At 60.7% G+C, this 24,326-nt stretch carries 24 protein-coding genes and 1 pseudogene; 14 read left to right on the forward strand and 11 right to left on the reverse strand.

What is annotated here, in order from left to right:
- Positions 1–747: 747 nt before the first annotated feature.
- From HHJ18_RS09470 to HHJ18_RS09480, 3 genes are all read right to left on the reverse strand, one after another.
- On the reverse strand, positions 748–1,140 hold the full coding sequence (locus HHJ18_RS09470; RefSeq protein WP_296914406.1) for a thioredoxin domain-containing protein: 393 nt from the start codon (positions 1,138–1,140) through the stop codon (positions 748–750).
- A gap of 304 nt (positions 1,141–1,444) precedes the next feature.
- Positions 1,445–1,639, reverse strand: a complete 195-nt coding sequence (locus HHJ18_RS09475) for a DUF3606 domain-containing protein (protein WP_296914409.1) — start codon at positions 1,637–1,639, stop codon at positions 1,445–1,447.
- Positions 1,640–2,131: 492 nt separating this feature from the next.
- On the reverse strand, positions 2,132–3,343 hold the full coding sequence (locus tag HHJ18_RS09480; protein ID WP_296914412.1) for a YihY family inner membrane protein: 1,212 nt from the start codon (positions 3,341–3,343) through the stop codon (positions 2,132–2,134).
- 33 nt (positions 3,344–3,376) lie between these two features.
- On the opposite strand from HHJ18_RS09480, the gene HHJ18_RS09485 reads away from it, so the two are divergent.
- The 7 genes and pseudogenes from HHJ18_RS09485 to HHJ18_RS09515 all read left to right on the forward strand — a co-directional run bounded on the left by HHJ18_RS09485 (position 3,377) and on the right by HHJ18_RS09515 (position 9,649).
- Positions 3,377–3,781, forward strand: coding sequence for a DUF2069 domain-containing protein (locus HHJ18_RS09485; protein ID WP_296914414.1), 405 nt, complete (start codon positions 3,377–3,379; stop codon positions 3,779–3,781).
- Complete coding sequence (locus HHJ18_RS09490; RefSeq protein ID WP_296914417.1) at positions 3,778–5,316, forward strand: FAD-binding oxidoreductase; 1,539 nt, start codon at positions 3,778–3,780, stop codon at positions 5,314–5,316. The genes HHJ18_RS09485 and HHJ18_RS09490 overlap by 4 nt, the downstream gene beginning before the upstream one ends.
- Positions 5,317–5,493: 177 nt before the next feature.
- Positions 5,494–5,976, forward strand: coding sequence for a CZB domain-containing protein (locus HHJ18_RS09495; RefSeq protein ID WP_296915173.1), 483 nt, complete (start codon positions 5,494–5,496; stop codon positions 5,974–5,976).
- A gap of 37 nt (positions 5,977–6,013) precedes the next feature.
- Positions 6,014–6,353 (forward strand): annotated as a pseudogene (locus tag HHJ18_RS09500) (FAD-linked oxidase C-terminal domain-containing protein).
- A 191-nt stretch (positions 6,354–6,544) separates the two neighbouring features.
- The gene (locus HHJ18_RS09505; RefSeq protein WP_296914421.1) at positions 6,545–7,576 is read left to right on the forward strand and encodes a tripartite tricarboxylate transporter substrate binding protein; all 1,032 of its coding nucleotides are present in this window, start codon (positions 6,545–6,547) and stop codon (positions 7,574–7,576) included.
- A gap of 37 nt (positions 7,577–7,613) precedes the next feature.
- Positions 7,614–9,044: an FAD-dependent oxidoreductase gene (locus HHJ18_RS09510; protein WP_296914423.1), complete on the forward strand. Its 1,431-nt coding sequence runs from the start codon at positions 7,614–7,616 to the stop codon at positions 9,042–9,044.
- Complete coding sequence (locus HHJ18_RS09515) at positions 9,044–9,649, forward strand: 2-hydroxychromene-2-carboxylate isomerase (protein ID WP_296914427.1); 606 nt, start codon at positions 9,044–9,046, stop codon at positions 9,647–9,649. The genes HHJ18_RS09510 and HHJ18_RS09515 overlap by 1 nt, the downstream gene beginning before the upstream one ends.
- Before the next feature lie 10 nt (positions 9,650–9,659).
- On the opposite strand, the gene HHJ18_RS09520 is transcribed toward HHJ18_RS09515, so the two are convergent.
- Positions 9,660–10,511 carry an IclR family transcriptional regulator gene (locus tag HHJ18_RS09520; RefSeq protein WP_296914429.1) on the reverse strand — a complete coding sequence of 284 codons (852 nt, stop codon included), beginning with the start codon at positions 10,509–10,511 and terminating at the stop codon, positions 9,660–9,662.
- 81 nt (positions 10,512–10,592) lie between these two features.
- Here HHJ18_RS09520 and HHJ18_RS09525 point away from each other — a divergent pair, with 81 nt between their 5' ends.
- Genes HHJ18_RS09525 through xth form a run of 5 tightly spaced genes read left to right on the forward strand, consistent with a single transcriptional unit; the run spans position 10,593 to position 13,782 of the window.
- The gene (locus HHJ18_RS09525) at positions 10,593–11,432 is read left to right on the forward strand and encodes a thymidylate synthase (RefSeq protein ID WP_296915176.1); all 840 of its coding nucleotides are present in this window, start codon (positions 10,593–10,595) and stop codon (positions 11,430–11,432) included.
- Positions 11,433–11,442: 10 nt separating this feature from the next.
- Entirely contained in the window at positions 11,443–11,847 is a 405-nt protein-coding gene (gene fosX / locus HHJ18_RS09530; RefSeq protein WP_296914431.1) for a FosX/FosE/FosI family fosfomycin resistance hydrolase, read from the forward strand.
- Positions 11,844–12,356 carry a dihydrofolate reductase gene (locus HHJ18_RS09535; protein ID WP_296914434.1) on the forward strand — a complete coding sequence of 171 codons (513 nt, stop codon included), beginning with the start codon at positions 11,844–11,846 and terminating at the stop codon, positions 12,354–12,356. The genes fosX and HHJ18_RS09535 overlap by 4 nt, the downstream gene beginning before the upstream one ends.
- 1 nt (position 12,357) lies before the next feature.
- A complete protein-coding gene (locus HHJ18_RS09540) occupies positions 12,358–12,954 on the forward strand; it encodes a DUF4337 domain-containing protein (protein WP_296914437.1) in 597 nt (198 codons plus the stop codon).
- 45 nt (positions 12,955–12,999) lie between these two features.
- Positions 13,000–13,782, forward strand: coding sequence for an exodeoxyribonuclease III (gene xth, locus HHJ18_RS09545; RefSeq protein ID WP_296914439.1), 783 nt, complete (start codon positions 13,000–13,002; stop codon positions 13,780–13,782).
- Positions 13,783–13,917: 135 nt separating this feature from the next.
- Here xth and ntrC read toward each other — a convergent pair whose 3' ends face one another.
- From ntrC to HHJ18_RS09575, 6 genes are all read right to left on the reverse strand, one after another.
- Complete coding sequence (gene ntrC, locus HHJ18_RS09550; protein WP_296914441.1) at positions 13,918–15,495, reverse strand: nitrogen regulation protein NR(I); 1,578 nt, start codon at positions 15,493–15,495, stop codon at positions 13,918–13,920.
- Between the two features lie 69 nt (positions 15,496–15,564).
- Entirely contained in the window at positions 15,565–16,707 is a 1,143-nt protein-coding gene (glnL, locus tag HHJ18_RS09555) for a nitrogen regulation protein NR(II) (RefSeq protein WP_296914443.1), read from the reverse strand.
- 19 nt (positions 16,708–16,726) lie between these two features.
- Positions 16,727–17,242, reverse strand: coding sequence for a hypothetical protein (locus tag HHJ18_RS09560; RefSeq protein WP_296914446.1), 516 nt, complete (start codon positions 17,240–17,242; stop codon positions 16,727–16,729).
- 177 nt (positions 17,243–17,419) lie between these two features.
- Positions 17,420–18,835 carry a type I glutamate--ammonia ligase gene (gene glnA, locus HHJ18_RS09565; RefSeq protein WP_296914448.1) on the reverse strand — a complete coding sequence of 472 codons (1,416 nt, stop codon included), beginning with the start codon at positions 18,833–18,835 and terminating at the stop codon, positions 17,420–17,422.
- A gap of 199 nt (positions 18,836–19,034) precedes the next feature.
- Complete coding sequence (locus tag HHJ18_RS09570; RefSeq protein WP_296914450.1) at positions 19,035–19,943, reverse strand: molybdopterin-binding protein; 909 nt, start codon at positions 19,941–19,943, stop codon at positions 19,035–19,037.
- Positions 19,944–19,959: 16 nt separating this feature from the next.
- Positions 19,960–20,892, reverse strand: a complete 933-nt coding sequence (locus tag HHJ18_RS09575) for an EI24 domain-containing protein (protein WP_296914452.1) — start codon at positions 20,890–20,892, stop codon at positions 19,960–19,962.
- Positions 20,893–20,987: 95 nt separating this feature from the next.
- Here HHJ18_RS09575 and HHJ18_RS09580 point away from each other — a divergent pair, with 95 nt between their 5' ends.
- Positions 20,988–21,794 (forward strand): alpha/beta hydrolase, encoded by an 807-nt coding sequence (locus HHJ18_RS09580; RefSeq protein WP_296914455.1) that lies wholly within the window; start codon positions 20,988–20,990, stop codon positions 21,792–21,794.
- 87 nt (positions 21,795–21,881) lie between these two features.
- On the opposite strand, the gene HHJ18_RS09585 is transcribed toward HHJ18_RS09580, so the two are convergent.
- On the reverse strand, positions 21,882–22,628 hold the full coding sequence (locus HHJ18_RS09585) for a 16S rRNA pseudouridine(516) synthase (protein WP_296915179.1): 747 nt from the start codon (positions 22,626–22,628) through the stop codon (positions 21,882–21,884).
- Between the two features lie 140 nt (positions 22,629–22,768).
- On the opposite strand from HHJ18_RS09585, the gene HHJ18_RS09590 reads away from it, so the two are divergent.
- A complete protein-coding gene (locus HHJ18_RS09590; RefSeq protein WP_296914458.1) occupies positions 22,769–24,052 on the forward strand; it encodes a phospholipase D-like domain-containing protein in 1,284 nt (427 codons plus the stop codon).
- Positions 24,053–24,326 lie beyond the last annotated feature (274 nt).

Here is a 24,326-nt window from a genome sequence, read left to right on the forward strand (position 1 = left end):
GCTGACAAGCTGTTGAGAAGTTTTCGAGGCGCATTGCAGTCTTTGCGCATCCGAGCAGCAAACGGGGCTTTCCATACCGCTTCGACGGGGAATTCGACAGTCACTTTTAGGGCACGGCATTGGACGGCTCCAGTAAAGGACAAAGATACGGCCCTTCGCCCGACGCCAATGAGGCAAACAGGCGGCATTTATTCGCGCTTTGTGCCGGTGTTCACTGCAAACGCACTGCGTATTGCTTTTGGCCCGATACATTTACTGACATTTGTGTAGCAAAGCTTGGCTTTGAAGAGGTCTCCGAAAATCTGTTTGCTATTAAAAATGGAGCACTTCACGCTCGGTGTACTTGGGTTAGAGGTATTTTTAGCTGCTGAAATTGATGAGTTCCTGCGCTTTGAGCCGTCCAACCAGCTGAGCAACCGACGCGCGAGTCAACGCGCGTATAGGGCTAAGCCTGGCGCGGCTCGAAGGTCGGGTGGCGATGAACCGAATCCTTAGGCGCTTTCCGGCTTACCGCTTGAGCGGCGCCTTGCGTCGCGGAGGTCGTGCGCGTTTTCGGGGCTTTCCTAAGGCGCCGTTTGCTATCGAACGTGACCCCCGCATTTTTAAACATTTGATTATCAAATTAAAACAACAAAGTTACTTGGCTGCAAGTTTTTGAGAAGGGAGGGAGCGTCTCTGGTGGAATCGTTGATTTTTCCCAAGCGGAGGGTGCTTCGCTACGCAAGACGGTAGCGCTGGGCACAAAAATTAAGCGCTGACCCAGCGCTCTGGCGCAGTTTGCAAGCCCTGCAGCAAGTGCTGCGCAGCCGGTAAATGGGGCGTGGCCTGCAGGCCGGAGCGCGCCAGCGAATCGAGAAGGCGCGAAAGCGTGCTGGTCTGCGGTGTCAACGGGCCAAAAAACCGGGTGCCCTGGGCGTCGGCCAGCAACAACGTAGGAAAAGTCTCCACGTCCAGATCGCCAACCAGATCGGACTGGTCTTCAATGTCCAGCCAGGCAAACCGGAAGGCGGGGTAGCGCTTGGCCATCTGCGCAAAAATCAGCTGGTAGTCACGGCAAACCCCGCACCAGTCGGCGCACAGGCAGATCACCCAGCTATCAGAAATCGGCGATGAAGCTTTGGAGGCAGTGAGGTGAGGCATGCTTGGGACTGAATCAGCGGCTGCTGACCCGCCGCCTGCTTATTATTGGCCAAGGCCGCGCCCGGAGGGAAAGGTTCTTCCGAAATACCTGCTCCGAGGGATTCAGACGATCATGCCGTCTTGCGCACCTTCAGACAGGCCGCGCCCGCGCTGAGGGCGGCCTCATGGGTGGGATAAGGATGGTCGGAAGCGTCTATGCACAAATCAGCGCTGTGTTCTTGGTCCGAAAGCTGGGTGACCGACCAGTAAAAGAGGCCTTCGGAAGGCTCGTTAACCCTGACCGAGAGCAGCCCCGAGCGGGCCGTCAAACCGCTTTGCCCAGTTCGTTGCAAACATCGCGCGCGGCGGGCCCGACTTCAGCGATGGCGACGCGCAGCTCTAGTTCGCTGCAGTCCAGCGCCGCCACCCAGTAATTGACGGAATCGTCTTCGTTGATGTTGATCGGCTCGTTGGTCAGCGCATGGAGCCCGGCTGGGCGCAAAGGCAATATGGATTTCACGACTTCCTCCGTTTGGTGGTACTAGCGGTCAATGGTATACCCGCGTCAATGCAAGGTTCTGGCGGACTTTGTAAGCATTTTGCCCGCCTGTATGAAGTCTTGAGGGACAAATAAGCGTGCTTACGTTCATCGCCGCAGCTGCGTTCAGGGTCCAGAATGGCGCGCCGCGGCGGACCGCCTTAAAGCTGCGCGGGCGGTGAGCGTTTGCGCGCCCAGAACGCCTGAAGGGCCGTTTGCCTGTGTTTTGCTGGCATAGGCCTTGCACCACTTGGCCGCCAGACCGGAAGTGATGGCAAAAACGATTAATTTTTTCAACATGTGCTGACCTTTATAAGTAGGCTAGTAGAGTGAAAGATGACCGCCGTATCGGGGCTAATCACCCTACCCAGCCCAATCAAAAAGGATCATAAAGATGCAATCGTTGTGTGGTCGTGGGCCAGTTCCACTGCCTGTTGTACGACTGGTCTGACGGAGCCGTAGTAGCTCCTTTTTTTATAGCGCGTCGCGCAGATTCATGGCGGGCCAGCGGGCTTTTTCCCATAGTTTTCTGACCGATTCGGTCTTTTCCAGTAGGAGTTGCTGCATCAGCGGCTCAAGCGCGGTGCTGGCGGGGTCTGCCAGCAGCAGGTAGCGCGACTCGGCACCGTGCGCGTCCTTGAGCTGACCGACCCAATCAAGCGCCTCCAACGTCTCCAGCACCGGTTCAAGCTGCAGCACATCGACTTGCAGCAGTTCGGCCAGTTGCGAGGCGCTGACACCCTTGCGGGAGGAGGTCAGCGCCTTGTCCAGCTGCTGCAGCACCTCGATGGCCAGCTGAAAGTTCCAGCCCGGAGCGCTGCCGCGGCGCGTCACGCCCGCCAGCAAACTGGGCAAGTAGGCAGCGATTACCGCGCCCATCAGCACGATGACCCAGGACAAGTAAATCCAGACCAGCAGGATAGGCAGCGTGGCAAAGGCGCCGTAGACCAGCGAATAAGTGGGCACAGTGGCAAGGTAAAGGCCCAGAAGTTTCTTGGCGATGCCTATGCCGGCAGCCACAAACACGCCGCCGGACCAGGCATGCGTCCACTTGACATAGGTATTGGGGACGTAGCGAAACAGCGCGGCCATGCCGCCAGCCACCAGAAAGAACTGGACGATGTCGAGCAGGAAGCGCAGGCTGACCGGTAAAGCGCCCACCAGGCCGCGCGAGGCCGACAGCACATAAGAAGTCAGCGCCAGACTGGCCGCCAGCAGCAGCGGGCCCAGTGTGATGGCGGCCCAGTAGATCAGCACGCGCTGCGTCAGCGGCCGCGTCTTTTTGACGCGCCAGATGCCATTGAGCGTGCGGTCTATCGTCAGGATCAGCGTGATTGCGGTCACCAGCAGTACCGCCAGGCCGGCCACGCCAAGCTTGCTGGCCTGCCGGCTGAATTGCGTCAGATAGCCCAGTACCTGGCGCGCGATGTTGTCCGGGATCAGGCTTTGAATCAGCCAGTCCTGCAAGGCGCCCTGCAGCTTGGAAAACATCGGGAAGGCGGTAAAAACGGCCAGCGCCACGGTAAAGAAAGGCACCAGCGCAATCGAGGTGGTGAAGGTCAGGCTGCTGGCGGTCAGGCCCATGTGGTCATCACGAAAGCGGTTGCGCAGGGTGTGGGCGGTGTGGCGCCACGGAAAATGGGAGAGCTCGGCTAACAACACCTGCAAAGACTGCTGAAATTTCATCCCCGGTATCATGCCATTGAGCAAAAGAGCACCATGAACAAGACACACCAAATAGAAATGACCCGCCGGCTGGCGCTGGGCAGCCTGATCGGGCTGATTGTGCTGGGCCTGGCCTGGGAAATGTGGCTGGCGCCGATTCGTCCGGGCGGCTCGCTGTTAGCCCTCAAGGTGTTGCCGCTGTGCATCCCGCTGGCCGGTATTTTGAAGAACCGCATGTACACCTACCGCTGGGTCAGCTTGATGGTGTGGCTGTACTTCGCCGAAGGCGCCACGCGGGCCTGGAGCGAGCGCCCACCGGGCAACTACCTGGCGATGATCGAAGTGCTGCTGTGCCTGCTGCTTTTCACGGCTTGTGCCCTGCATGTGCGTATTCGGCTGAAAAATCCGCTCGTTACTGCCCCGGCAGCCGCCACCCCTGCCAGCGGGGACGCCGCGTGAACGCCGACGACGAACTGCTGCAGACCTTGCGGCAGGTCAGTGGCGCGGCGCAGGTGCTGTGCGAAGGCGACCTGACGGCCTGGGAGCAGGACTGGCGCAAACGCTTGCGCGGCAAGGCGCTGGCGGTAGTGCGGCCAGGCAGCACCGCAGAGGTCGCGGCCATAGTCAAGGCCTGCGCGGCGGCAGGCGTCTCGATGGTGCCGCAGGGCGGCAACACCGGCCTGGTCGGCGGCTCGACGCCTGACGATTCGGGTCGGCAGGTGGTGCTGAGCCTGCAGCGCATGAACGCGGTGCGCGCCATCGACACGGCCAACCTGACCATTACCGTCGAGGCCGGCTGCATTTTGCAGAACCTGCAGCAGGCCGCAGAACAGGCCGGCCTGCTGTTTCCGCTAAGCCTGGCCGCCGAAGGCAGCTGCACCCTGGGTGGCAATCTGGCCAGCAACGCCGGTGGCACGCAGGTAGTGCGCTACGGCAATGCGCGCGATTTGTGCCTGGGGCTGGAAGTGGTGACGGCGCAGGGCGAGGTCTGGGAAGGGCTGTCCGGCCTGCGTAAGGACAACACCGGCTACGACCTGCGCGACCTCTTCATCGGCAGCGAAGGCACGCTGGGCATCATCACCGCCGCCACGCTCAAGCTCTATCCCCAGCCGGCCGCCCGACTGACCGCCTGGGCCGCCGTTCCGTCGCTGCAGCATGCGGTGACACTGCTCGGGCTGGCGCACCAGCACCTGGGCGCGGGCCTGACCGGTTTTGAAGTGATGGGCCAGTTTGCCTTGAGTCTGGTCGCCAAAAACTTCCCTCAATTGCGCGTGCCGTTCTGCGAAGCGCCTGCCGAACTAGACGAAGTGGGCAGCGTGGGGGCACCGGCCGCCAGCGCCGGGCCGCCCCAAGCTAGGCCACCCCCCCCGGGGGGCAGCGAACCTCACGAAGTGGGGAGCGTGGGGGCTCCATTTTGCGTGCTGCTGGAAAACTCCGACACCGAATCCGAAACCCATGCGCGCGCGCAATTTGAGCGCCTGCTGGAAACCGCGCTAAATCAGGGTTGCGTGCTAGATGCCGTGGTCGCCGAAAACATCGCGCAGGCGCGCCAGCTCTGGCATGTGCGCGAAAGCATTCCGCTGGCGCAGGCCGAAGAAGGCCTGAACATCAAGCACGACATCTCGATCCCGGTCTCGCGCATTCCCGAGTTTGTGGCAGTCACCGATGCGCTGCTGCAACAAGCCCTGCCGGGGGTGCGACTGGTCAACTTTGGTCATCTGGGCGACGGCAACCTGCATTACAACGTACAGGCACCCGAAGGCGGCGATCAGCAGGCTTTTCTGCGCACCCATGAAGAGCAGGTCAATTCACTGGTCTATGACTCGGTAGCGCGGTTTGACGGCTCGATTTCGGCCGAGCACGGCGTCGGCAGCCTCAAGCTCGACAAGCTGGAGCAGCATAAATCGCCAGTGGCCCTGGGCATGATGCGGGCCATCAAGCGCGCGCTCGATCCAGACAATCTCATGAATCCGGGCCGCGTGCTGCGCATCTAAGCTGCGCGGCTGCGGGAAGGCCATGCAGGTCCATCCTGACCATGCAAATGTTTTGCGCTACTACAGCATTGGCATGCAGTCAATCAGTGTTGACAAGAGTACACTTTGTTACTAAACCGCACACCAATTTGATACAAATTGCAGCCGCAACTTATTTAGCAAGAAAGCGTGAACGCCATGGGATTTTTCAATCAGCTGTTCAATCTTGACAAGTTCGACGCGGCTTCGTCCCAGCAGCCCGCCAGCATCAACGCGCCCAGTGAAATGGGGCTGGACGCGCAAACCGTGGAGCTGGTACTGGCGGAAATCGACGTGGATGCCGCTATTGACTCCCATGAGAACTGGAAGGAACAGCTGCAAAGCGTGCTGGATGGACAACCGAGCTACCTCTTGCCCATCAATGTGGCTTGCCATGATAACTACTGCGCTCTGGGCAAATGGCTGCATGGCGCGGGCAGCCAGCGCTTTGCACACTATCCGGCATTTTCCGCACTGACATCGCGGCATCGGGATTTTCATATCGAGGCTGCCAAGGTACTAACCTATGCGCAAGGCGGCGACATGGAGAAGGCCCGCGAAACCCTTGGCGGCAGCTATCGACTGGCCTCCAGCCAGATCGTCCTGCTGCTAAAGGAACTCAAGCGCAGCTTGCGCCACTGAGCCGCTTTCCTGCGGGCGCAGCGCAAAACCGCAGTTTGTGGCGGTCACCGATGCGGTGCTGCGGCAAGCGCTGCCCGGTGTGCGGCTGGTCAACTTTGGCCATCTGGGCGACTGCAATCTGCACTACAACATGCAGGCGCCCGAAGGCGGCGATCAGCAGTCCTTTCTGCGCGCGCATGAAGAGCAGGTCAATTCACTGGTGTATGACTCGGTGGCGCGTTTTGAGGGCTCGATTTCGGCCGAGCACTGCGTCGGCAGCCTCAAGCTCGACAAGCTGGAACAGCATAAGTCGCGAGGGCCCTTGGCTGATGCGCGTCATCAAGCGCGCGCTCGACCCGAATAACCTGATGAATCCGGGCTGGGTCCTCCTGCACTGAAGCGGCAAGCGGCCGACCGGCCGCTTTCTTCGTAAATCCTTGAACGATTCATGGGATCAATGGATTTTCTGAATTCTGTTATTATTTTGAATCATTGCTTCGCATACGAATCAATGATGAATAGCACTCGGGTCGAAGGCTGCTTGCATTCCTTCATTTCAGTTACCTGCCACCGGGAACAAGGAACCGCCATGAATATCAATTTGACACACGCCAGCTCCGGTTGCAAGACAACCGCAAGCAGGCGAAGAACTACCCTTCTTGCGGGCGCGGCTATGCTGTTTACCGCACTTGCCCCAGCCGCGATGGCGCAGCCAGCCACCAGCAGCTATCCCAACAAGCCGGTGCGTTTTGTCGTGCCGTTTCCGGCGGCCAGCGCCACCGATATCGTGGCACGGACTGTCGGCCAAAAACTTGGCGACAAATGGGGTCAGCCGGTAGTCATCGAAAACCGTCCGGGTGCCGGTGGCAACCTCGGAACGGATGTTGCCGCCAAAGCCCCGAACGACGGCTACACCATTCTTTGGGGAACGGTCGCCAACGCCATCAGCGCATCGCTATACACCAAGCTCAACTACAACTTCACGCGTGATTTCGCGCCGGTCATGCTGGTTGCCAAAACCCCGCTCCTACTGGTAGCCAACAAGGAAGTTCCCGCGTCGAACGTCTCGCAGCTGATTGCCCACGCCAAGGGCCAGTCCGGCAAAATTTCCTTTGGCTCGGGCGGCATCGGTACCAGCAACCATCTGGCTGGCGAAATGTTCAACAACCTGACCGGCAGCGGCATGGTCCATGTGCCCTACAAAGGCACGCCCGCCGCCTATACCGACCTGGGGGGAGGCCGCATTGCGGTGATGTTCGACAACATCGTCGCGGCGATGCCGCAAATCAAGTCGGGACAACTCAAGGCGCTTGCTGTCACCAGCGCCAAACGCAGCGCCGCGTTGCCCGACGTGCCTACCGTCAGCGAATCAGGCCTCCCTGGCTTTGAAGCCGTGTCCTGGCTGAGCTTGCTGGTGCCCGTGGGTACACCGCAGCCGATCATCGAGAAGATCAACCGCGACGTCACCGCAGTGCTGGCTTTGCCCGATGTCCGTGAGCGCCTTGCCGCCACCGGTGCCGAACTCAGCCCGAGCACACCGGCCGATCTGGATACCTTCATTCGCAACGAAATAGCCAAGTGGGCCAAGGCCGTCAAAATTTCGGGCGCCCAGGCCGACTGAACCCGTCCTTTTTCATCCCTTCTGCAAGGAAACACCCATGAACCCGAACACCCCAAGAACCACTTTCACAGAACCAGCACGCGAAATTCCAGTGCTGATGTCTACCGACATCGTTGTCGTTGGCGGCGGAACGACCGGCCCGTTCGCAGCGATTTCCGCTGCCCGCCAAGGCAAACACGTGGTCATGATCGAGCGCTTCGGCTCGCTGGGCGGCAACCTGACACTGGGCCTGAACACCAAGCCTTCAGGCGCATTGCTCGGCGGCCTGCCGCTAGAAATCTGGAATCTTGCGCGCTCGGCCGGCGGCGCCGGTGACGACTACATGGCGCTGACCAAGACAGGTGGTGTCAAGATCGCGTCGCCCTGCGACCCCGAAATCATGAAAATCCTGCTGACGCGGCTTTGCGTCGATGCGGGCGTGCAAATCCTGTTCGAGACCTTTGTCTCTGCGCCCATCATTGAGGGCGGCGCCATCACCGGCGTCATCGTCGAGAGCAAGGCCGGGCGCCACGTCATCAACGCCAAGGTGGTTATCGACTGCTCGGCCGATGGCGACATGGCCGCCAAGGCCAATGCGCCTTTTGTGATGGGCTCGGGCGGCAGCGAAGAGACCATGCAGCCCGTGTCGATGTACTTCACGATGTCCCATGTGGACCTGCAGCGTCTGGCCGATTGGTCCCGGACCAGCGACGACATTCCTGCCCGCGCGATTCCGGACACTGCCGAAGGCCTGGGCTACGGCTTGTGGCTGACGGGCTTCAACCAGTCGCTGCGCAAGTTCCAGGAAGAAACCGGCATCAAGCTGCAGCGCGACAACATCACGCTCAAGACAGCCAACGGCCTCATGTATGTGAACGGTACGCGGGTGCAGGACGTGGATATTTTCTCGCCCGCTGAATTCAGCGCTGCCATCGTAGAATGCTACCGGCAGATCGAAGGCGTTGCGAAATTCCTGCGCGAACGTGTTCCCGGATTCGAGCACGCAGGCATTGGCCAGATTTCAGGCGCATTGGGTGTGCGCGAAACCCGCCATGTGCTCGGCGAGTACACGCTGACCGGTGACGATACGCTGCAAGGCCATTCCTTTGCAGACAGCATCGCCGCTGATGCCTCGGCCCTTGACATCCATGACCCCAAGGGCGGCGACGTGGACTTTCGGGGCCTGCCTCCCTATGAAATCCCCTACCGCTGCATGGTGCCACTGAAAATAGAGCAGTTGCTGATTGCAGGCCGGGCGATTTCAGCCGACCACACTGCCCATGCCCGCTCGCGCAACATGCCCGCCTGCATGGCGACCGGCCAGGCCGCAGGCATTGCTGCCGCGGTTGCCATCGACGAAGGCGTGACTGTGCGCAAAGTGCCGGTTGCCAAAGTCCAAGCCATCTTGCGTTCGCTGGACATGCCACTTCATGCCAGCGAAATTCGTGACGACAAAGCGCGCTCCGCGCAAGAAACCATTCAGGCCTGATGCGCAAGATCGTCGACTACTACCTCAGCGTTGCCAGTCCGTGGACCTTCCTAGGCAGCGAGCGTTTCATCAGCATGGTGCGACGCACCGATGCCGTGGTCAATGTCAGTCCGCTGGATTTCAGCCGGCTGCTTGCGGCATCCGGCGGGTTGCCTTACCAGCAACGATCTGCGCAGCGGGCAAGCTATCGGCAGGTAGACCTCGCGCGCTGGCGTGACCGGCTTGGCATCCCGCTCAAGCTTGAGCCGAAGTTCTATCCTGTTGATCGGGAGCCCGGCAGCCGCATGGTGGTGGCGGCGGCCTGTGCGTTGGGTCAATTGGCTGCACTGGAGCTGTCACATGCCGTGCTGCGGGCCATCTGGCAGGAAGACAGCGACATTGCCAACTGGCCGACACTCGTTGCGGTGGCCCGCGAAGCCGGTTTCGATGGCAAGGCGCTGGCCGACGCCGCGCAAGGGCCGGGCATGGCCCAAGCCTGGCAGCGCAACACGGACCGGGCCATAGAAGCCGGGGTTTTCGGAGCTCCGACCTGGGTGGTCGAAGGCGAGCGCTTCTGGGGCCAGGACCGGCTTGACTTCCTCGAAGAAAAGCTGAGCGAAGAATGATTGTTTGACATCAAGCCTGCCGGGGGGGGCTCAGGCTGTTTTCGGCGCCTGGCCGATAGCCCAGCCCGCGTGAAATCGTCATGGCTGCGCGAAGGACTTCGTCCTTGACCGCGCCTTCGAGCTCGCCCATGGCGGGAATCGACTCATAGTCAGACACATTGACACCGGCCACAATGCGTCCGCTTGCGTCGCGCACCGGCGCGGCCACGCTGTGCAGACCTTCGGCAAACCGGGAACGGTAGGCCACATAGCCCATGCTGCGCTGCGCTGCCAGTTCCTTGTAGAGCGCATCGGCATCGGCAGGCGCATGCGCAAATCGCTCGCGCAGGTTGACGCCCTTGAAAAACTGACGCAATTCTTCGAGCGAGCTGTCGAACATCAGCGCATGACCGATCGTGGTAGTGTGAATCGGCATGCGCGTGCCCACCGTGACATTGCTGCGCAGCCGGTGGCGCGATGGCGCCTTGAGCACATAAACAATCTCCCGGCCGTCCTGAATACCCAGGTGGGCCGAGGCGTCTGCACGGTCTCGGAGGTCTTCAAGGATCGGACGCGCCACCTCGACCAGGTCGAGCGAGCCCAGATATTCAAAACCCAGCGACAGCAAATTAATGCCCAGTTGGAACGCATTCGAATGCGGCGCCCGCTGGAGATAGCCATCAGCCTCCAGCGTGTAAACCAGGCGAAATGCGGTGGCGCGGGTCATACCCAACTCGCGAACGATTTCCGGCAAGGCGATTACCCGGCGATCGGGCTTGAAAAGCCGCAAAATTGCCATTCCTCGCCGTAGTGCCGGCACGATGTACTGGTCGGTATCGACCTTGGTTTCAGTACTGTGTTTTGCGCTTGGGATGGCGGCCATCGGTATCCTGACTTACTTCATGTTCGCGAGTATCCAGTGTAATTGGCTGAACGCACATGACGCCTCTGCCAGGACAGCATAATTGGGGCCATGATCCGCCCCATCCGCTCCCAGTACGAAGACTTCATGCGCCATGTGGCCACGCAAGGCGTCTTCAAGGCCGACCGCACCGGCACCGGCACCCAAAGCGTGTTCGGCTACCAGATGCGCTTTGACCTGAACGAAGGCTTTCCGCTGGTGACGACCAAAAAAGTCCACCTCAAGTCCATCGTGCAAGAACTGTTGTGGTTTCTGACGGGATCGAGCAACAACAACTGGCTTAAAGAACGTGGCGTCAGCATCTGGGACGAATGGGCGCGTGAAGATGGCGACCTGGGACCGGTGTACGGCGTGCAGTGGCGCAGTTGGCCGACACCCGACGGCGGCCATATCGACCAGATTGCCGAAGTAATCAAGACCCTCAAGACCAACCCCGATTCGCGCCGCATCATCGTCAGCGCCTGGAACGTGGCCGAGCTCGACAAGATGGCGCTTATGCCTTGCCACGCCTTCTTCCAGTTCTACGTCGCGCCTTCGCAGGTAGCGGGTCAGCCGGGCAAGCTCAGCTGCCAGTTGTACCAGCGCAGCGCCGACATCTTCCTCGGTGTGCCCTTCAACATTGCCAGCTACGCGCTGCTCACGCACATGGTGGCGCAGCAGTGCGGTCTGGCGGTGGGCGACTTCATCTGGACCGGCGGCGATTGCCACGTCTACAGCAACCACGCCGAGCAGGTCGAGCTGCAGCTGAGCCGCGCGCCCCTGCCCTACTCGACGCTTAATATAAAGCGTCACCCCGACTCGATCTTCGACTACCAGTTCGAAGACTTCGAGTTCCTGGACTACCAGCACCACCCGGCCATCAAGGCGCCGGTGGCGGTTTGAGGGATCGAGGATGCAAATCCACGGCATCAGCCACATCACTTTTATCGTGCGCGCCATTGATCGCATGGCGAAGTTCTTATGCGAAGGCCTGGGCGCGTGTGAGGTCTACGACAGCGCAAAGAAGAATTTCTCGCTCTCGCGCGAGAAATTCTTCATGCTGGGCGGGGTCTGGCTGGCCGCCATGGAAGGCGAACCGCCCATCGAGCGCAGCTACCGGCATTTGGCATTCAAGGTTGACGAGGCCGACCTTGCGGCTTTCGAAGCCAGACTCCGCGCGATCGGAGCGCAAGTCAAGGAGCCGCGGCCACGCGTACCGGGTGAGGGTCAATCGCTGTATTTCTACGATTTCGACAATCATCTGTTCGAACTTCACACCGGAACACTGCAACAGCGACTTGATCGCTACGACACATGAAAACGCCCAATCGACCCAGCATCAACCTGATTTACGCCCGCGCCGCCAACGGCGTGATTGGTCATGAGGGCACCATGCCCTGGCATTTATCGGAAGACCTGGCGCATTTCAAAGCGCTGACCATGGCCTGCCCGGTCATCATGGGGCGCAAGACCTGGGATTCGCTGCCGCCCCGGTTTCGCCCGTTGCCCGGCCGCACCAATGTCGTGATTACCCGGCAGGCCGGCTGGCAAGCGCCTGGCGCCGAGCCGGCAGCCAGCCTGGACCAGGCCTTAAAGCTGTGCGGGCAGGCTGAAGAAGTCTGGGTCATAGGCGGCGCGCAAATTTTTGCGCAAGCCGAGCCGCTGGCAGGCCGCATCGAGGTCACCGAAATTGCCCAGGACTTTGCTGGCGATGTCTTTGCGCCCCGGCTGGGGCCTGAATGGGTCGAAGCGGCGCGGGAAGATCAGGTATCTTCTACGGGGTTGAAATTCAGCTTTATTACCTATAGCAAACACAAAAGGAATTGATATGTCAGAAGGCGGATTTCACGTACACGGACCGCACGACCACGAGCTGGAGCATGCCGCGCAAGGCGGGCACGGCGCGCATGAAAAAGAAGGCGGCGGCATGATTGCGCAGATCGCGGTGGTCACTGCCATCATCGCCACGGTGGGGGCGCTGTTTTCCTACATGGGCGGTGCCACGCAGGCCAATGCCGGCCTGTATAAAAACAACGCGGCCATCAAGAAAACCGAAGCCTCCAACCAGTGGAACTACTTTCAGGCCAAGAGCACCAAACAGTCGCTGGCCGAATTTGCCCGCGACCTGGCGCCAGACGATAAAAGGGCCAGCTACCAAGGCAAGATCGATCGTTACGAAAAAGAAAAAGCCGAGATCAAAACCGGCGCCGAAAAACTCGAAAGCGAGGCCACTACCTGGGACAAATCGTCCGACGAGCAGATGCATCAGCACCACCGCTGGGCGCAAGCCACCACGGTGCTGCAGGTTTCTATTGCCCTTGCGGCCATTGCCCTGCTGACGCGCAAGAAGTGGGTGGAGTACGCAATGTTCGCCCTGGCCGCGGTCGGTTTGATCTTAGGCGCTTTGGCGTCGCTACATATTTGATAGCTACTTACGCCCGTACCTATTGGGCTACAGCACTAAAACACCATGAAAATCGCGACCTGGAACATTAACTCGCTGACGGTGCGGCTGCCGCAAGTGCTTGACTGGCTGGCTGCCAACCCGGTCGATGTGCTGTGCCTGCAGGAGCTCAAGCTCAGCGATGACAAGTTCCCCTTGCAAGCGCTGGCGGACGCGGGCTACCAAAGCGCGGTGTTCGGTCAGAAGACCTACAACGGCGTGGCGATTTTGAGCCGCTCGCCAGCGCGCAACATCGTGAAAAACATCGTGGGTTTCACTGACGAGCAATCGCGCGTGATTGCCGCCACCATCGACATGCCGGCTGGCGAGCTCCGCGTCGTCAACGGTTATTTCGTCAACGGCCAGGCGCCGGGCAGCGAGAAATTTGAGTACAAGATGCGCTGGTTGACCGGTCTGCGCGACTGGCTGCGTGACGAACTGGCAGCGCATCCCCATCTGGTGCTGCTGGGCGACTTCAACATCACTTTTGACGACCGCGACAGCTACGACCCGGTGGCCTTGCACGAAACCATTCACCACACCAGCGAAGAGCGCCAGCATTTTCAGGCGCTGATTGACCTGGGCCTGACAGACGCTTTCCGGATGTTTGACCAGCCTGAGAAAAGCTACTCGTGGTGGGACTACCGGGAGATGGCTTTCCGGCGCAACCGCGGACTGCGCATTGATCACATTCTGGTCAGCGAAGCCCTCAAGACGCAGGTCGCCAGCTGCGTGATTGACAAGCTACCGCGCAAAAACGAGCGGCCCAGCGACCACGCGCCGGTCGTGGTGGAATTTAAAACGCTATAAATTTAATAGCAGCTTGCGTCCGTTTTTTCTGCAGCGTGGGAGACATCGGCCGCCGCGCCGGGCCGCCCCAAGCAAGGCCAGCCCCCCCCTCGGGGAGCAGCGCATTACACGAAGTGAAAAGTGTGGGGGCCACATTTATTCCAGATTCAGCTCCTGAATCTTGCGCGTGATGGTGTTGCGGCCAATGCCGAGTTTTTGTGCCGCCTCGATGCGGCGGCCGCGCGTGCTCTGCAAGGCGGTCTGGATCAGCCGGGATTCAAAACGCCGCGTCAGCACATCCCACACGTCGGTGCGCCCGCTGACCAGCAAGGCCGTGGCCTCGGCTTCCAGTCCGCTTTCCCAGGTCTCCCAAGCTTGCACTCTCTGCCCACTAGCCGGGTTTGGCCCGTCGGCTGAAAAACTGCCGGCCGCCGGCTGCTCTGCCGCTGCGGCATGAGCCGCATGAACTGCGGACTCCCGGTCCAGCAGCTCAGCCCAATCGGCTTTGGCCACCGCGGTTTTTTCGGCCGATGCCGGCGCCCGTCCCAACTCCGGCGCCAGTTCTGGCGTGACGCTCAGCACTTCGGGCGGCAGGTCTTTGGGCTCTATCACCTGCGCCGGCGCCATCACGGTTAGCCAGTGGCAGATATTTTCAAGCTGCCGCACATTGCCGGGAAAGTTAAACTGGCTTAACCGCTGCAGCGCCGCATCGGCGATGCGCTTGGGCTCCACCCCGAGCTGCTTGGCGCTTTGCTGCAAAAAATGCCGGGTCAGCATGAAAACATCTTCGCGCCGTTCGCGCAAAGCGGGCAGGCGCAGCCGGATCACGTTGAGGCGGTGAAACAGGTCTTCGCGAAAGCCTCCATCCTTGACGCGCTGCTCCAGGTCCTGGTGCGTCGCGGCAATCACGCGCACATTGGCCTTGACGGCGCTGTGCCCGCCCACGCGATAAAAGTGGCCGTCGCTCAGCACCCGCAGCAGGCGCGTCTGCAGGTCATACGGCATGTCGCCGATCTCATCAAGAAACAGCGTGCCGCCGTCGGCCTGCTCAAAGCGGCCGCGCCGCATCGTCTGCGCGCCGGTGAAGGCGCCACGCTCGTGGCCAAACAGCTCGCTTTCCAGTAAATCCTTGGGGATGGCGGCCGTGTTGATGGCGATGAAGGGGCCATTGGCGCGCGGCGAGTGCTTGTGCAGCGCGCGCGCCACCAGTTCCTTGCCCGAGCCTGATTCGCCGGTGATCATCACCGTCACCATGCTCTGGCTAAGCCGGCCAATAGCTCTAAAAACGTCTTGCATGGCAGGCGCCTGGCCCAGCATTTCCGGGGCGGCGGCCATGCGTTCTTCAGCGACTTCCTCGCGCTGGCTTTCTTCCACCGCGCGGCGTATCAGCTCGACAGCCTTGGGCAGGTCGAACGGCTTGGGCAGGTATTCAAACGCGCCGCCCTGAAAGGCCGACACGGCGCTGTCCAAGTCTGAGTAAGCCGTCATGATGATGACCGGCAGGCCAGGCAGCTTGGCCTTGACCTTTTCCAGCAGATCCAGACCGGAGCCGCCCGGCATGCGGATGTCGCTGACCAGCACTTGCGGGCCGTCGTCTTCGGTGGCGACTTCGAGCGCCGCCAGCACTTCACGCGGGTTAGTGAAGCTGCGTGTGGGCAGGTCCTCACGCAGCAAGGCCTTTTCCAGAACAAACCGGATGGACTGGTCATCATCAACAATCCAGATCGGTTTCATGCGTCTTGTCCTTTTGCAGCTAGAGCTATTCGCGCCGCTAGCGCTTGTCCGTGAATGAAACCACAGACCTCAAGGCAGCGGTATGAGCAGCTTGAAATCTGTCTGGCCGGGCCGGCTCTCGCACTCGATCAAACCGTGGTGTTGCTGGACAAAGGTTTGCGCCAATGTCAGCCCCAGCCCCGAACCGCCTTCCCTCCCTGAAACCAGGGGATAGAAAATCCGGTCTTTGATGGAGTCCGGCACGCCCGGTCCATTGTCGACAACATGCAATTCCAGTGCCAGGCGATAGCGCTGCTTTCCGAAAGTCACTTGCCGAGCGATTCGTGTCTTGAAAGTGATCTGGGCATCGCCTGCTGTCATGCGCTCGGCCAGCGCCTGCGCCGCGTTGTGCACGATGTTGAGCACCGCCTGGATCAGCTGTTCGTGGTCTCCGCGAAAATCGGGAATCGAGGTGTCATAGTCACGCACCACCCGCAGGCCCTTAGGAAATTCAGCCAGAATCAGTGAACGCACGCGCTCACACACTTCGTGGATATTCACATCGCCCACCAGATGCGGGCGACGGTGCGGCGCCAGCAGGCGGTCCACCAGCGTTTGCAGGCGGTCTGCCTCGTGGATGATGACTTGCGTGTACTCGGTCAGCTCCTTGCTGATGTCCATCTGCAAAAGCTGCGCCGCGCCGCGAATGCCACCAAGCGGGTTTTTGATTTCATGCGCCAGGTTGCGGATCAACTCCTTGGTGGCCTGCGCCTGGTCCATCAGACGCTCTTCGCGGTCCTGCTTGGCCTGCGCCTCCAGCGGCAGCAGCTCCACAATCGCCTCGCCGGGCGTATCGGTTTGCGCCACCACCACATGCACGGGCAGCGGTTCGTGGTGCATGCGCCTGAGCCAGGCGTCATAGCGCAGGGCTGCAAACTCGTTGCTGCCAGCACCAAGCAGCGCATTTTGCAGAATCAGCGGTTCGGTAAAACAGTCGGGCAGCTGCGAGCCCTCGATAGTGCGCCGGGAGATGCCGAGTGCGTCTTCCAGCGCGGCATTGGCAAACAGCACACAACCGTCGGTGCGCACTACCGCCACCAGAGTGGCGAGCAGGTCAAACGATTGAAAACGCGGCAATTCGGAAACGGGTGCGGCAGCGCGGGAAGCAGCAGCGCAAGAGGCGACTGAGGCGGCCTTGCGGCTGGTGATGGATAGCTTGTTCAAGCGATCCATTTTGACTCAGAAAGCAGCCTTAATTGCCCGCTGGCAGGCGGGAAATCTCGCGTTTCAGGCCGGAAATATCGCTCTGGTTACGCGTGATGCTGTCTTTGATTTCAGCCACGCGGTCGACGTAGCGCTGGTAATTGCGTCCTTCGATGCCCTGCTTTTCGGGCTCGCCGTTGTTGTACTCTTTTTGCTGCTCTGCCAGCTTGGCTTCGGACTTCTTCAGCTCGGCTTCGAGAATACCGCGAGAGTCGCTGTCGCGGGCGCGCTGCTCCGGCCCACTTTCGCTGCGAGCACCGCCTGAAGGCGCAGGCGAGGCCGCACGCACAGACGGCGCGGACTTAGCCACAGACGTACCCTGCACCACGGTGATATTGCCGCCCGACATGACTTTGCAGTTGCGGCTCAGCGCCTCCTTGACGTTGTTGATGTACTCGGGGGCACGGCCGGCGGCACCGGCGCACAGGTAAATCTGCTGGGCGGAGGCGGTTCCCGCAACCGACAGGAACAAGGATAAAAGAAGGAGTGAGGGGGGATATTTCATGGAGAGCTTCCAGTGCCTGTGAAGGCCAAGACTGCCTATGAGTATGCTGCAAAGCGGAAAAAACACAAAGGTAGCAACCCCACCAGCCGACCGATCAAGAAAAAAGGACGGCCTATGCCGTCCTTTTTTGACCACAAACCGTATCAACAGCCTGTAGATGCTTGCCCGCAAACGGGATTACAGCGAGTAGTACATCTCGAACTCGATCGGATGGGTGGCCTGGCGCAAACGCGTCACTTCGCCCATTTTCAGTTCAATGTAGGCGTCCAGCATGCTGTCGGTAAACACGCCGCCCTTGGTCAGAAAGCCGCGGCCGGTGTCCAGGCAATCGAGCGCCTGGTCCAGGCTGTGGCACACCGTCGGGATCATGGCGTTTTCTTCGGGCGGCAGATGGTACAAATCCTTGGTGGCGGCTTCGCCCGGATGGATCTTGTTTTCCACACCATCGAGGCCGGCCATCATCAGGGCCGCAAAGCCCAGATACGGGTTCATCAGCGGATCCGGGAAACGCGCTTCTATGCGGCGGCCCTTGGGATTGGCCACATAAGGAATGCGGATCGATGCCGAACGGTTTTTGGCCGAGTAAGCCAGCTTGACCGGCGCTTCGTAGCCAGGCACCAGGCGCTTGTAGCTGTTGGTGCCGGGGTTGGTGATGGCATTCAGGGCACGCGCGTGCTTGATGATGCCGCCGACGTAGTACAGCGCAAAGTCTGACAGGCCCGCATAGCCGTCGCCGGCAAACAGGTTTTTGCCGTCTTTCCAGATCGACTGGTGCACATGCATGCCGGAGCCGTTGTCGCCAACGATGGGCTTGGGCATGAAAGTGGCGGTTTTGCCGTAGGCATTGGCCACGTTGTGCACCACGTATTTGAAGACCTGCGCCCAGTCGGCGCGCTCTACCAGCGTGCTGAATTTGGTGCCGATCTCGTTTTGACCAGCGCCCGCCACTTCGTGGTGGAACACTTCAACCGGAATGCCCAGGGATTCGAGGATCAGCGACATTTCAGCGCGCATGTCCTGCGTGCTGTCGACCGGAGGCAGCGGGAAGTAGCCGCCCTTGACGGTAGGCCTGTGGCCGCGATTGCCGCCTTCGAGTTTTTTACCCGAATTCCAGGGCGCTTCGTACTCTTCGATCTTGAAAAAGGTGCCCGACATGTCGGTGTTCCAGCGCACGTCGTCAAAGATGAAAAACTCAGGCTCAGGCCCGAAAAAGGCGGTGTCGCCCAGGCCGGAGGCCTTGAGGTAGGCTTCGGCGCGCTTGGCGATCGAACGTGGATCGCGGTCGTAGGCCTTGCCGTCGCTGGGCTCGACCACGTCGCAGCTCATAAACAGCGTGGTTTCTTCAAAGAAAGGATCGATGTTGGCGGTATTGGGGTCAGGCATTAGCTGCATGTCGGACGCTTCAATGCCCTTCCAGCCCGCAATCGATGAACCGTCAAACGCATGGCCTGAGGTGAACTTGTCTTCGTTGAAATGCGACACAGGCACGGTAACGTGCTGCTCTTTACCCCGGGTGTCAGTGAAGCGGAAGTCAACAAACTTGACCTCGTTTTCCTTGACCATTTTTATGACGTCTGCGACGGTCTTTGCCATCAAAATCTCCTGTGCTGGATGGGTTGGTTGAAAATTATCTTCAGGCCGGTTGAATGCACTTTTTGTGCCAAGCCTGTGGCTGCCCGGGTTTTAGCCAAGCCTTCGATTGTGCCGCCATTGTGCCGATTTGGGCAACGCCAAAGTCCCGGGCACTAAAAATGCGCAAGAACGCAAATGCACGTTTATGGTGCAATAAAAATTAGCGCACCAATTCAGGGCCGAGTTTCAGATCAAACCGGTGCAGTCCCGCCAGCAAGGCCGGATAGGCCAGGTTGACGGCGTCGGGCGGGCCTTTCACGCCAAGCTCGATATGGCGCCCGTACTCGGCATGGTCCACGCTGGGCAGGCTGAATACCTTGACACGGCTGTGCGCCGCTTCAATTTCGAGCATCAGCGGCGTCAGCATGGCCTCCATGGAGCCGAATACGATGACCGATTTTTCGCTGTAGGCCAGCTTTTGGTGCAAATGGGCGTAGTGCGTGTCAAGCACCCATTCCATCATCGGCCAGGCCATGACAGGAAACCCCGGCAAAAAATGTACGCCCCCACGCTCTCCCACTGCGTGTGGGTCGCTGCCCCCCGAGGGGGCTGGCCTTGCTTGGGGCGGCCCGGCGCGGCGGCCGTCCTCGCCGCGATCAACAAAGCAACTGAAGCCCGGAATCTTGTTGTACGGATTCGGGATGATCTGCGCGCCCAGCGGAAACACGCCCATGTTGAGGCGGTGGATGTTGTCATGGCGCTCCGGCTCGTAGGGCGTGCCTTGCTCTTGGGCGATGTCGCGCATGCGCTCCAGGATCAACGCTTTGGCTTCGGGATGCAGGGCAAGCCCAACGCCGAGCGCGGCGGCGGCGCATTGCCGCGTGTGGTCGTCAGGCGTGGCGCCTATGCCGCCGCAGGAAAACACCACGTCGCCGCTGCCCTGCGCGGCGGCAAAGGCGCGCGCCAGCGTGGCGGTGATGCGGGCCGGGTCATCGCCGACGTAATCGGCAAAGCTGAGCTGCAGGCCGCGCGCGCGCAGCAGTTCAATGATCTTGGGCAAGTGCTTGTCGGCGCGTTTGCCGGAGAGAATTTCATCGCCAATGATGACGATTCCGAAGTGAGTGGTCATGGGGGGAGTTTTGAAGTTAGAACGGGGAATCGAGCGCATCGGGCTTGCCACCCGGCGCTGCGGGTGCTGGCGACGCTGCCGGCGCCCTCGGCAGCGCGTCATTTGCTATTGATTTAATAGCTGGCGGCGCAGGTAAATCGGGCGCCAGCACATTGTTCTTCTTACGCAGATGGTCCAGCGCGGCGAGCGTGTAGTGGCAAAACCAGAGCGACGAAAAGGCGAACACCAGGGTGTAGATCCAGATCGCCACCGGCACCAGGATGGGCGCCATGGCCACGAACATGGCGCCAGAGGCCCAGATCAGGCTGGGCGCGGCGCCCAGGTAACCGCTGAGCACGCCTATGCCCAGCAAGGCGGTGCGGTTGTCGCGGAAGATCTGGCGCCGTTCTTCGGCGCTGGCATGCTCTACCAACGAGTCATAAGACATGACGCGGTAGGTCAGCCAGCCCCAGATCAGCGGCGGCAAAATCAGGATCAGCGGCGGAATCAGCCACAGCGGAATCGACACCAGCAGCGCAAACATTGCCAGCACGGTGGAGCCCAACGTCCAGCTCAGGCTGGCCAGCATTGAGCCGCCTTTTTTGCGCTCCAGCAGCGGAAAGCGCCGCTCGGCCACCAGCGACACAATGGCCGGCATCATGAACAGCGCAACAAACAGCAGCGCCACAATCACGATCACCGGAATCGCCAGGACCAGTATCAGTGAAGGCGCCAGCACCATGCGCAGATTGCCCAGACCCAAGCCTTCCAGCCAGCGCACCATCGTGTTGACCAGTTCGAAGCTATCCAGGTTGTCGCGCACCGCTGCGAGCGCGCTCTCCCAGAAAAAATAGCCCAGGCCGAGCGACAACACCACCATCACAATCAGCGGCAGCACCGACAGGGCAATGACCCGGGGGTGCAGGCAGTACAAGGCCGCGCGCCAGAACGAATCCAGAAGCTTGTTCATCCTTTAAGGATAACGCGATTGGCCCAGCCGGGAGCGCGCGTAGCGGGGAGCGCGCGTAGCGGGCAGCCCGCCCCTGTTCCCATTACGATGCCGTGATGATGAAAATATCCATCAACGGCAGCCAGCTGGAACTGCGGCAAATCACCGGCTCGGCCAGTCTGGCACCGCTGGTTTTTCTGCACGAAGGGCTGGGCTCGGTCAGCCAGTGGACGCAGCGCGGGCTGGACTGGCCGCAAGCGCTGTGCGCCGTCACCGGCCGCGCCGCCCTGCTGTATTCGCGGCGCGGTTACGGGCAATCGGAGCCGGTGCCAGACGTGCGCGGCGCCGGCCACCTGGGCCCCGACTACATGCACCGCGAAGCCTGGGAGGTGCTGCCGGCCTTGCTGGAGGCGCTGCAGCTTGACCAGCCGGTGCTGCTGGGCCACTCCGACGGGGCGACGATTGCCCTGCTGCACGCCAGCCGCTATCCGGTCACGGCGTGCGTGGCGATGGCGCCCCATGTGCTGGTTGAAGAGCTCGCGGTCGCGTCGATTGCCCAGGCCAGGAAGGTGTTTGAAGCGGGCGGGCCGGGAGACCAGATCGGGCGGGCCAGCTTAAGGGAGCGGCTGGCACGCCACCATGCCGATGTCGACGGCGCCTTCTGGCAGTGGAATGATGTCTGGCTGTCGCCAGCTTTTCGCAGCTTTGACATCCGGGCGGAATGCCGCGCGATCAGCGCGCCGCTGCTGCTGATTCAGGGGCTGAACGACGAGTACGGCACGCTGCGCCAGCTCGACGAGATCGCGCTGGCGGCGCCGCAGGCCAGGCAACTCAGGCTGGCCGCGTGCGGGCATTCGCCGCAACGCGATCAGCCCGACAAATCGCTGCAGGCAATTGCCGACTTCCTGAAGGACCTGCCATGACCGCTGCTCGTCGCTATTATTTTGATAGCTGCTTGCGCCCGTCCCTATTGGTTTATAGGCTTATTTAATCGCTAAAACAGCCCGGATTCAGGCCTTCGCGGCGGGCAGGCTTGAAATAGCCGCCAGATCGTCAGCAGTGAGCCAGCGCCACTGGCCCGGCTTCAAATCGGCCGGCAGCGCCAGCGCCCCTATGCGCGAGCGGTGCAGGCCCGCCACTTCTTCGACCCGATTGCCGACGGCGGCAATCATGCGCTTGACCTGGTGGTACTTGCCCTCGGTCAGCGTCAGGCTGAGCCGCACCTCGCCGGTCTTTTCGCAAGCCGCGGCCCGCACCGGTTTCGGGTCGTCGTCCAGCACCACGCCGGCCAGCAGCTTTTCAATCTGCTGGTCATCGACCGGGTGTTTCGCCGTGACTTCATAGACCTTGGCCACATGGTGTTTGGGCGAGCTCATGCGGTGAATGAACTTGCCATCGTCCGACAGCAGCAACAAGCCGGTGGTGTCCTGATCGAGCCGGCCCACCGCCTGTACCCCGGCCGCCGCGCCCCCACCACGCTGGCGCACCGGCGCCGGCAACAGCGTGTAAATGCTGGGGTAGTTGCTGGGCTTTTGCGAGCACTCGTAGCCGGCCGGCTTGTGCAGCATCAGATAGGCTTTTTCGTGGTATTCCCAAGCCACCCCCTGCACCGTGAAGCGCAGCCCTTCTGCTACGAATTCAATAGCTGAATCGGTACAAGAAACGCCGTCCACGGTCACCAGGCCCTGCTGAATCAGGCCCGCGCACAGACGCCGCGTGCCAAAGCCCTGGGAAAAAAGAATGTTTTGAAGTTGCATGGTTGCCATGGCGCCATTGTCGCCCGGCAAGACAAGCCGCCGGCCTACCGGCAGGCGCGCCGTCCGCTGGCCGGCGCGGCGCGCAGGGCCGCATAGCGTGATTTGCTGGTGAAAAAGTTTGATGAGCAATTTCCAGATTCATGATCAAGAAAAAACGTTTTGTGCTGACCATGGCCGTCACCTTCCTGGTGACCCTGGCCGCTGTTCTGATCGCCGTGAACTTCAGCAGTGGCGAAAAGAAGGTCGAGCGCGAGTTGCCGCGCCTTTATTCAACGCAAGATCCACAATTTTTGCGGGCGATGGGCGCGCTGCTGGGGCCCGGCATCGTGGGCGGCAACCTGGTGCAAGAACTGCTCAATGGCGACCAAATCTTTCCGCCCATGCTGGCGGCCATACGCGGCGCCCAGCGCAGCATCACCTTCGAAACCTATATCTATTGGTCGGGCGACATAGGCCGAGAATTTTCCAGCGCGCTGGCCGAGCGCGCCCGCGCCGGTGTCAAAGTGCATGTGCTGCTCGACTGGGTTGGCAGCGCCAAGATCGACGAGTCCTTCATGCAGGAAATGCGCGCAGCCGGTGTGGCGATTCGCAAATTTCACGAACCGAGCTGGTACAACTTTGCTCAGCTGAACAACCGAACGCACCGCAAGCTACTGGTGGCAGACGGAAAAATCGGCTTCACCGGCGGCGTCGGCATCGCGCCCAAATGGACAGGCGCAGGGCAGGATGCCGAGCATTGGCGCGACTCGCATTTTCGCATCGAAGGCCCCGCCGTCGCCCAGATGCAGGCTGTTTTTATGGACAACTGGCTCAAGGTCACAGGCCAGGTGATGCATGGCGAGGCCTACTTTCCGGCTCTGCAGGCCGTCGGCAAGAGTGCCGCGCAGGTGTTTTCAAGCTCTCCGTCGGGCGGCAGCGAAAGCATGCAGCTGATGTACCAGCTGTCCATCACGGCAGCCGAACGCAGCATTGATTTGTCAAGCGCCTATTTCGTGCCCGATGACCTCACCAGCAAGGCGCTGACCGAGGCCCTTCAACGCGGCGTAAAAATCCGCATCATCCTGCCCGGCGAGATCATAGACACCGAAACGGTGCGCGCCGCCTCGCGCGGCAGCTGGGGGCCGCTGCTCAGGGCCGGCGCCCAGATCTACGAGTACCAGCCCAGCATGTACCACTGCAAGGTCATGATTGTCGACAAGCTGCTGGTTTCGGTCGGCTCCACCAACTTTGACAACCGCTCGTTCCGCCTCAACGACGAGGCCAACCTCAATGTGTTCGACCCGGCCTTCGCGGAACGGCAGACCGCCGTCTTTGAAGATGACTTGCGCCGCGCCAGGCAAATGAGCTACGCCACCTGGGCCGACCGGCCGCTGAAAGAAAAGCTGCAGGAACGGCTCGCGCTGCTGGTGGGCTCGCAGCTGTAAAGCTGATCCGGGTTTCCTGACGCAGCAGCGTCTGTTTTTTTGCTATGAATTTAATAGCTGCTAGCGCTCATAAGCCATGGGTTAGAGCCCTAAAACCCTGAAAACTTATCTCTGCTGACTCTCGCTTGCCTCGCGTGGGTCGGGTTGGCCGAAGGCGTAACCCGACATTCCCTGACGCACCGCCGCAGACGCAGATGACGGGCGACCCCCCAAAAACGAGCTTTCTGTGAACAAAGTCCGGTTGATCACCGCAAATTGAAATTACATTAAGTAA

The sequence above is a fragment of the Polaromonas sp. genome, assembly GCF_012927455.1.
Taxonomy (GTDB): Bacteria; Pseudomonadota; Gammaproteobacteria; order Burkholderiales; family Burkholderiaceae_C; genus Polaromonas.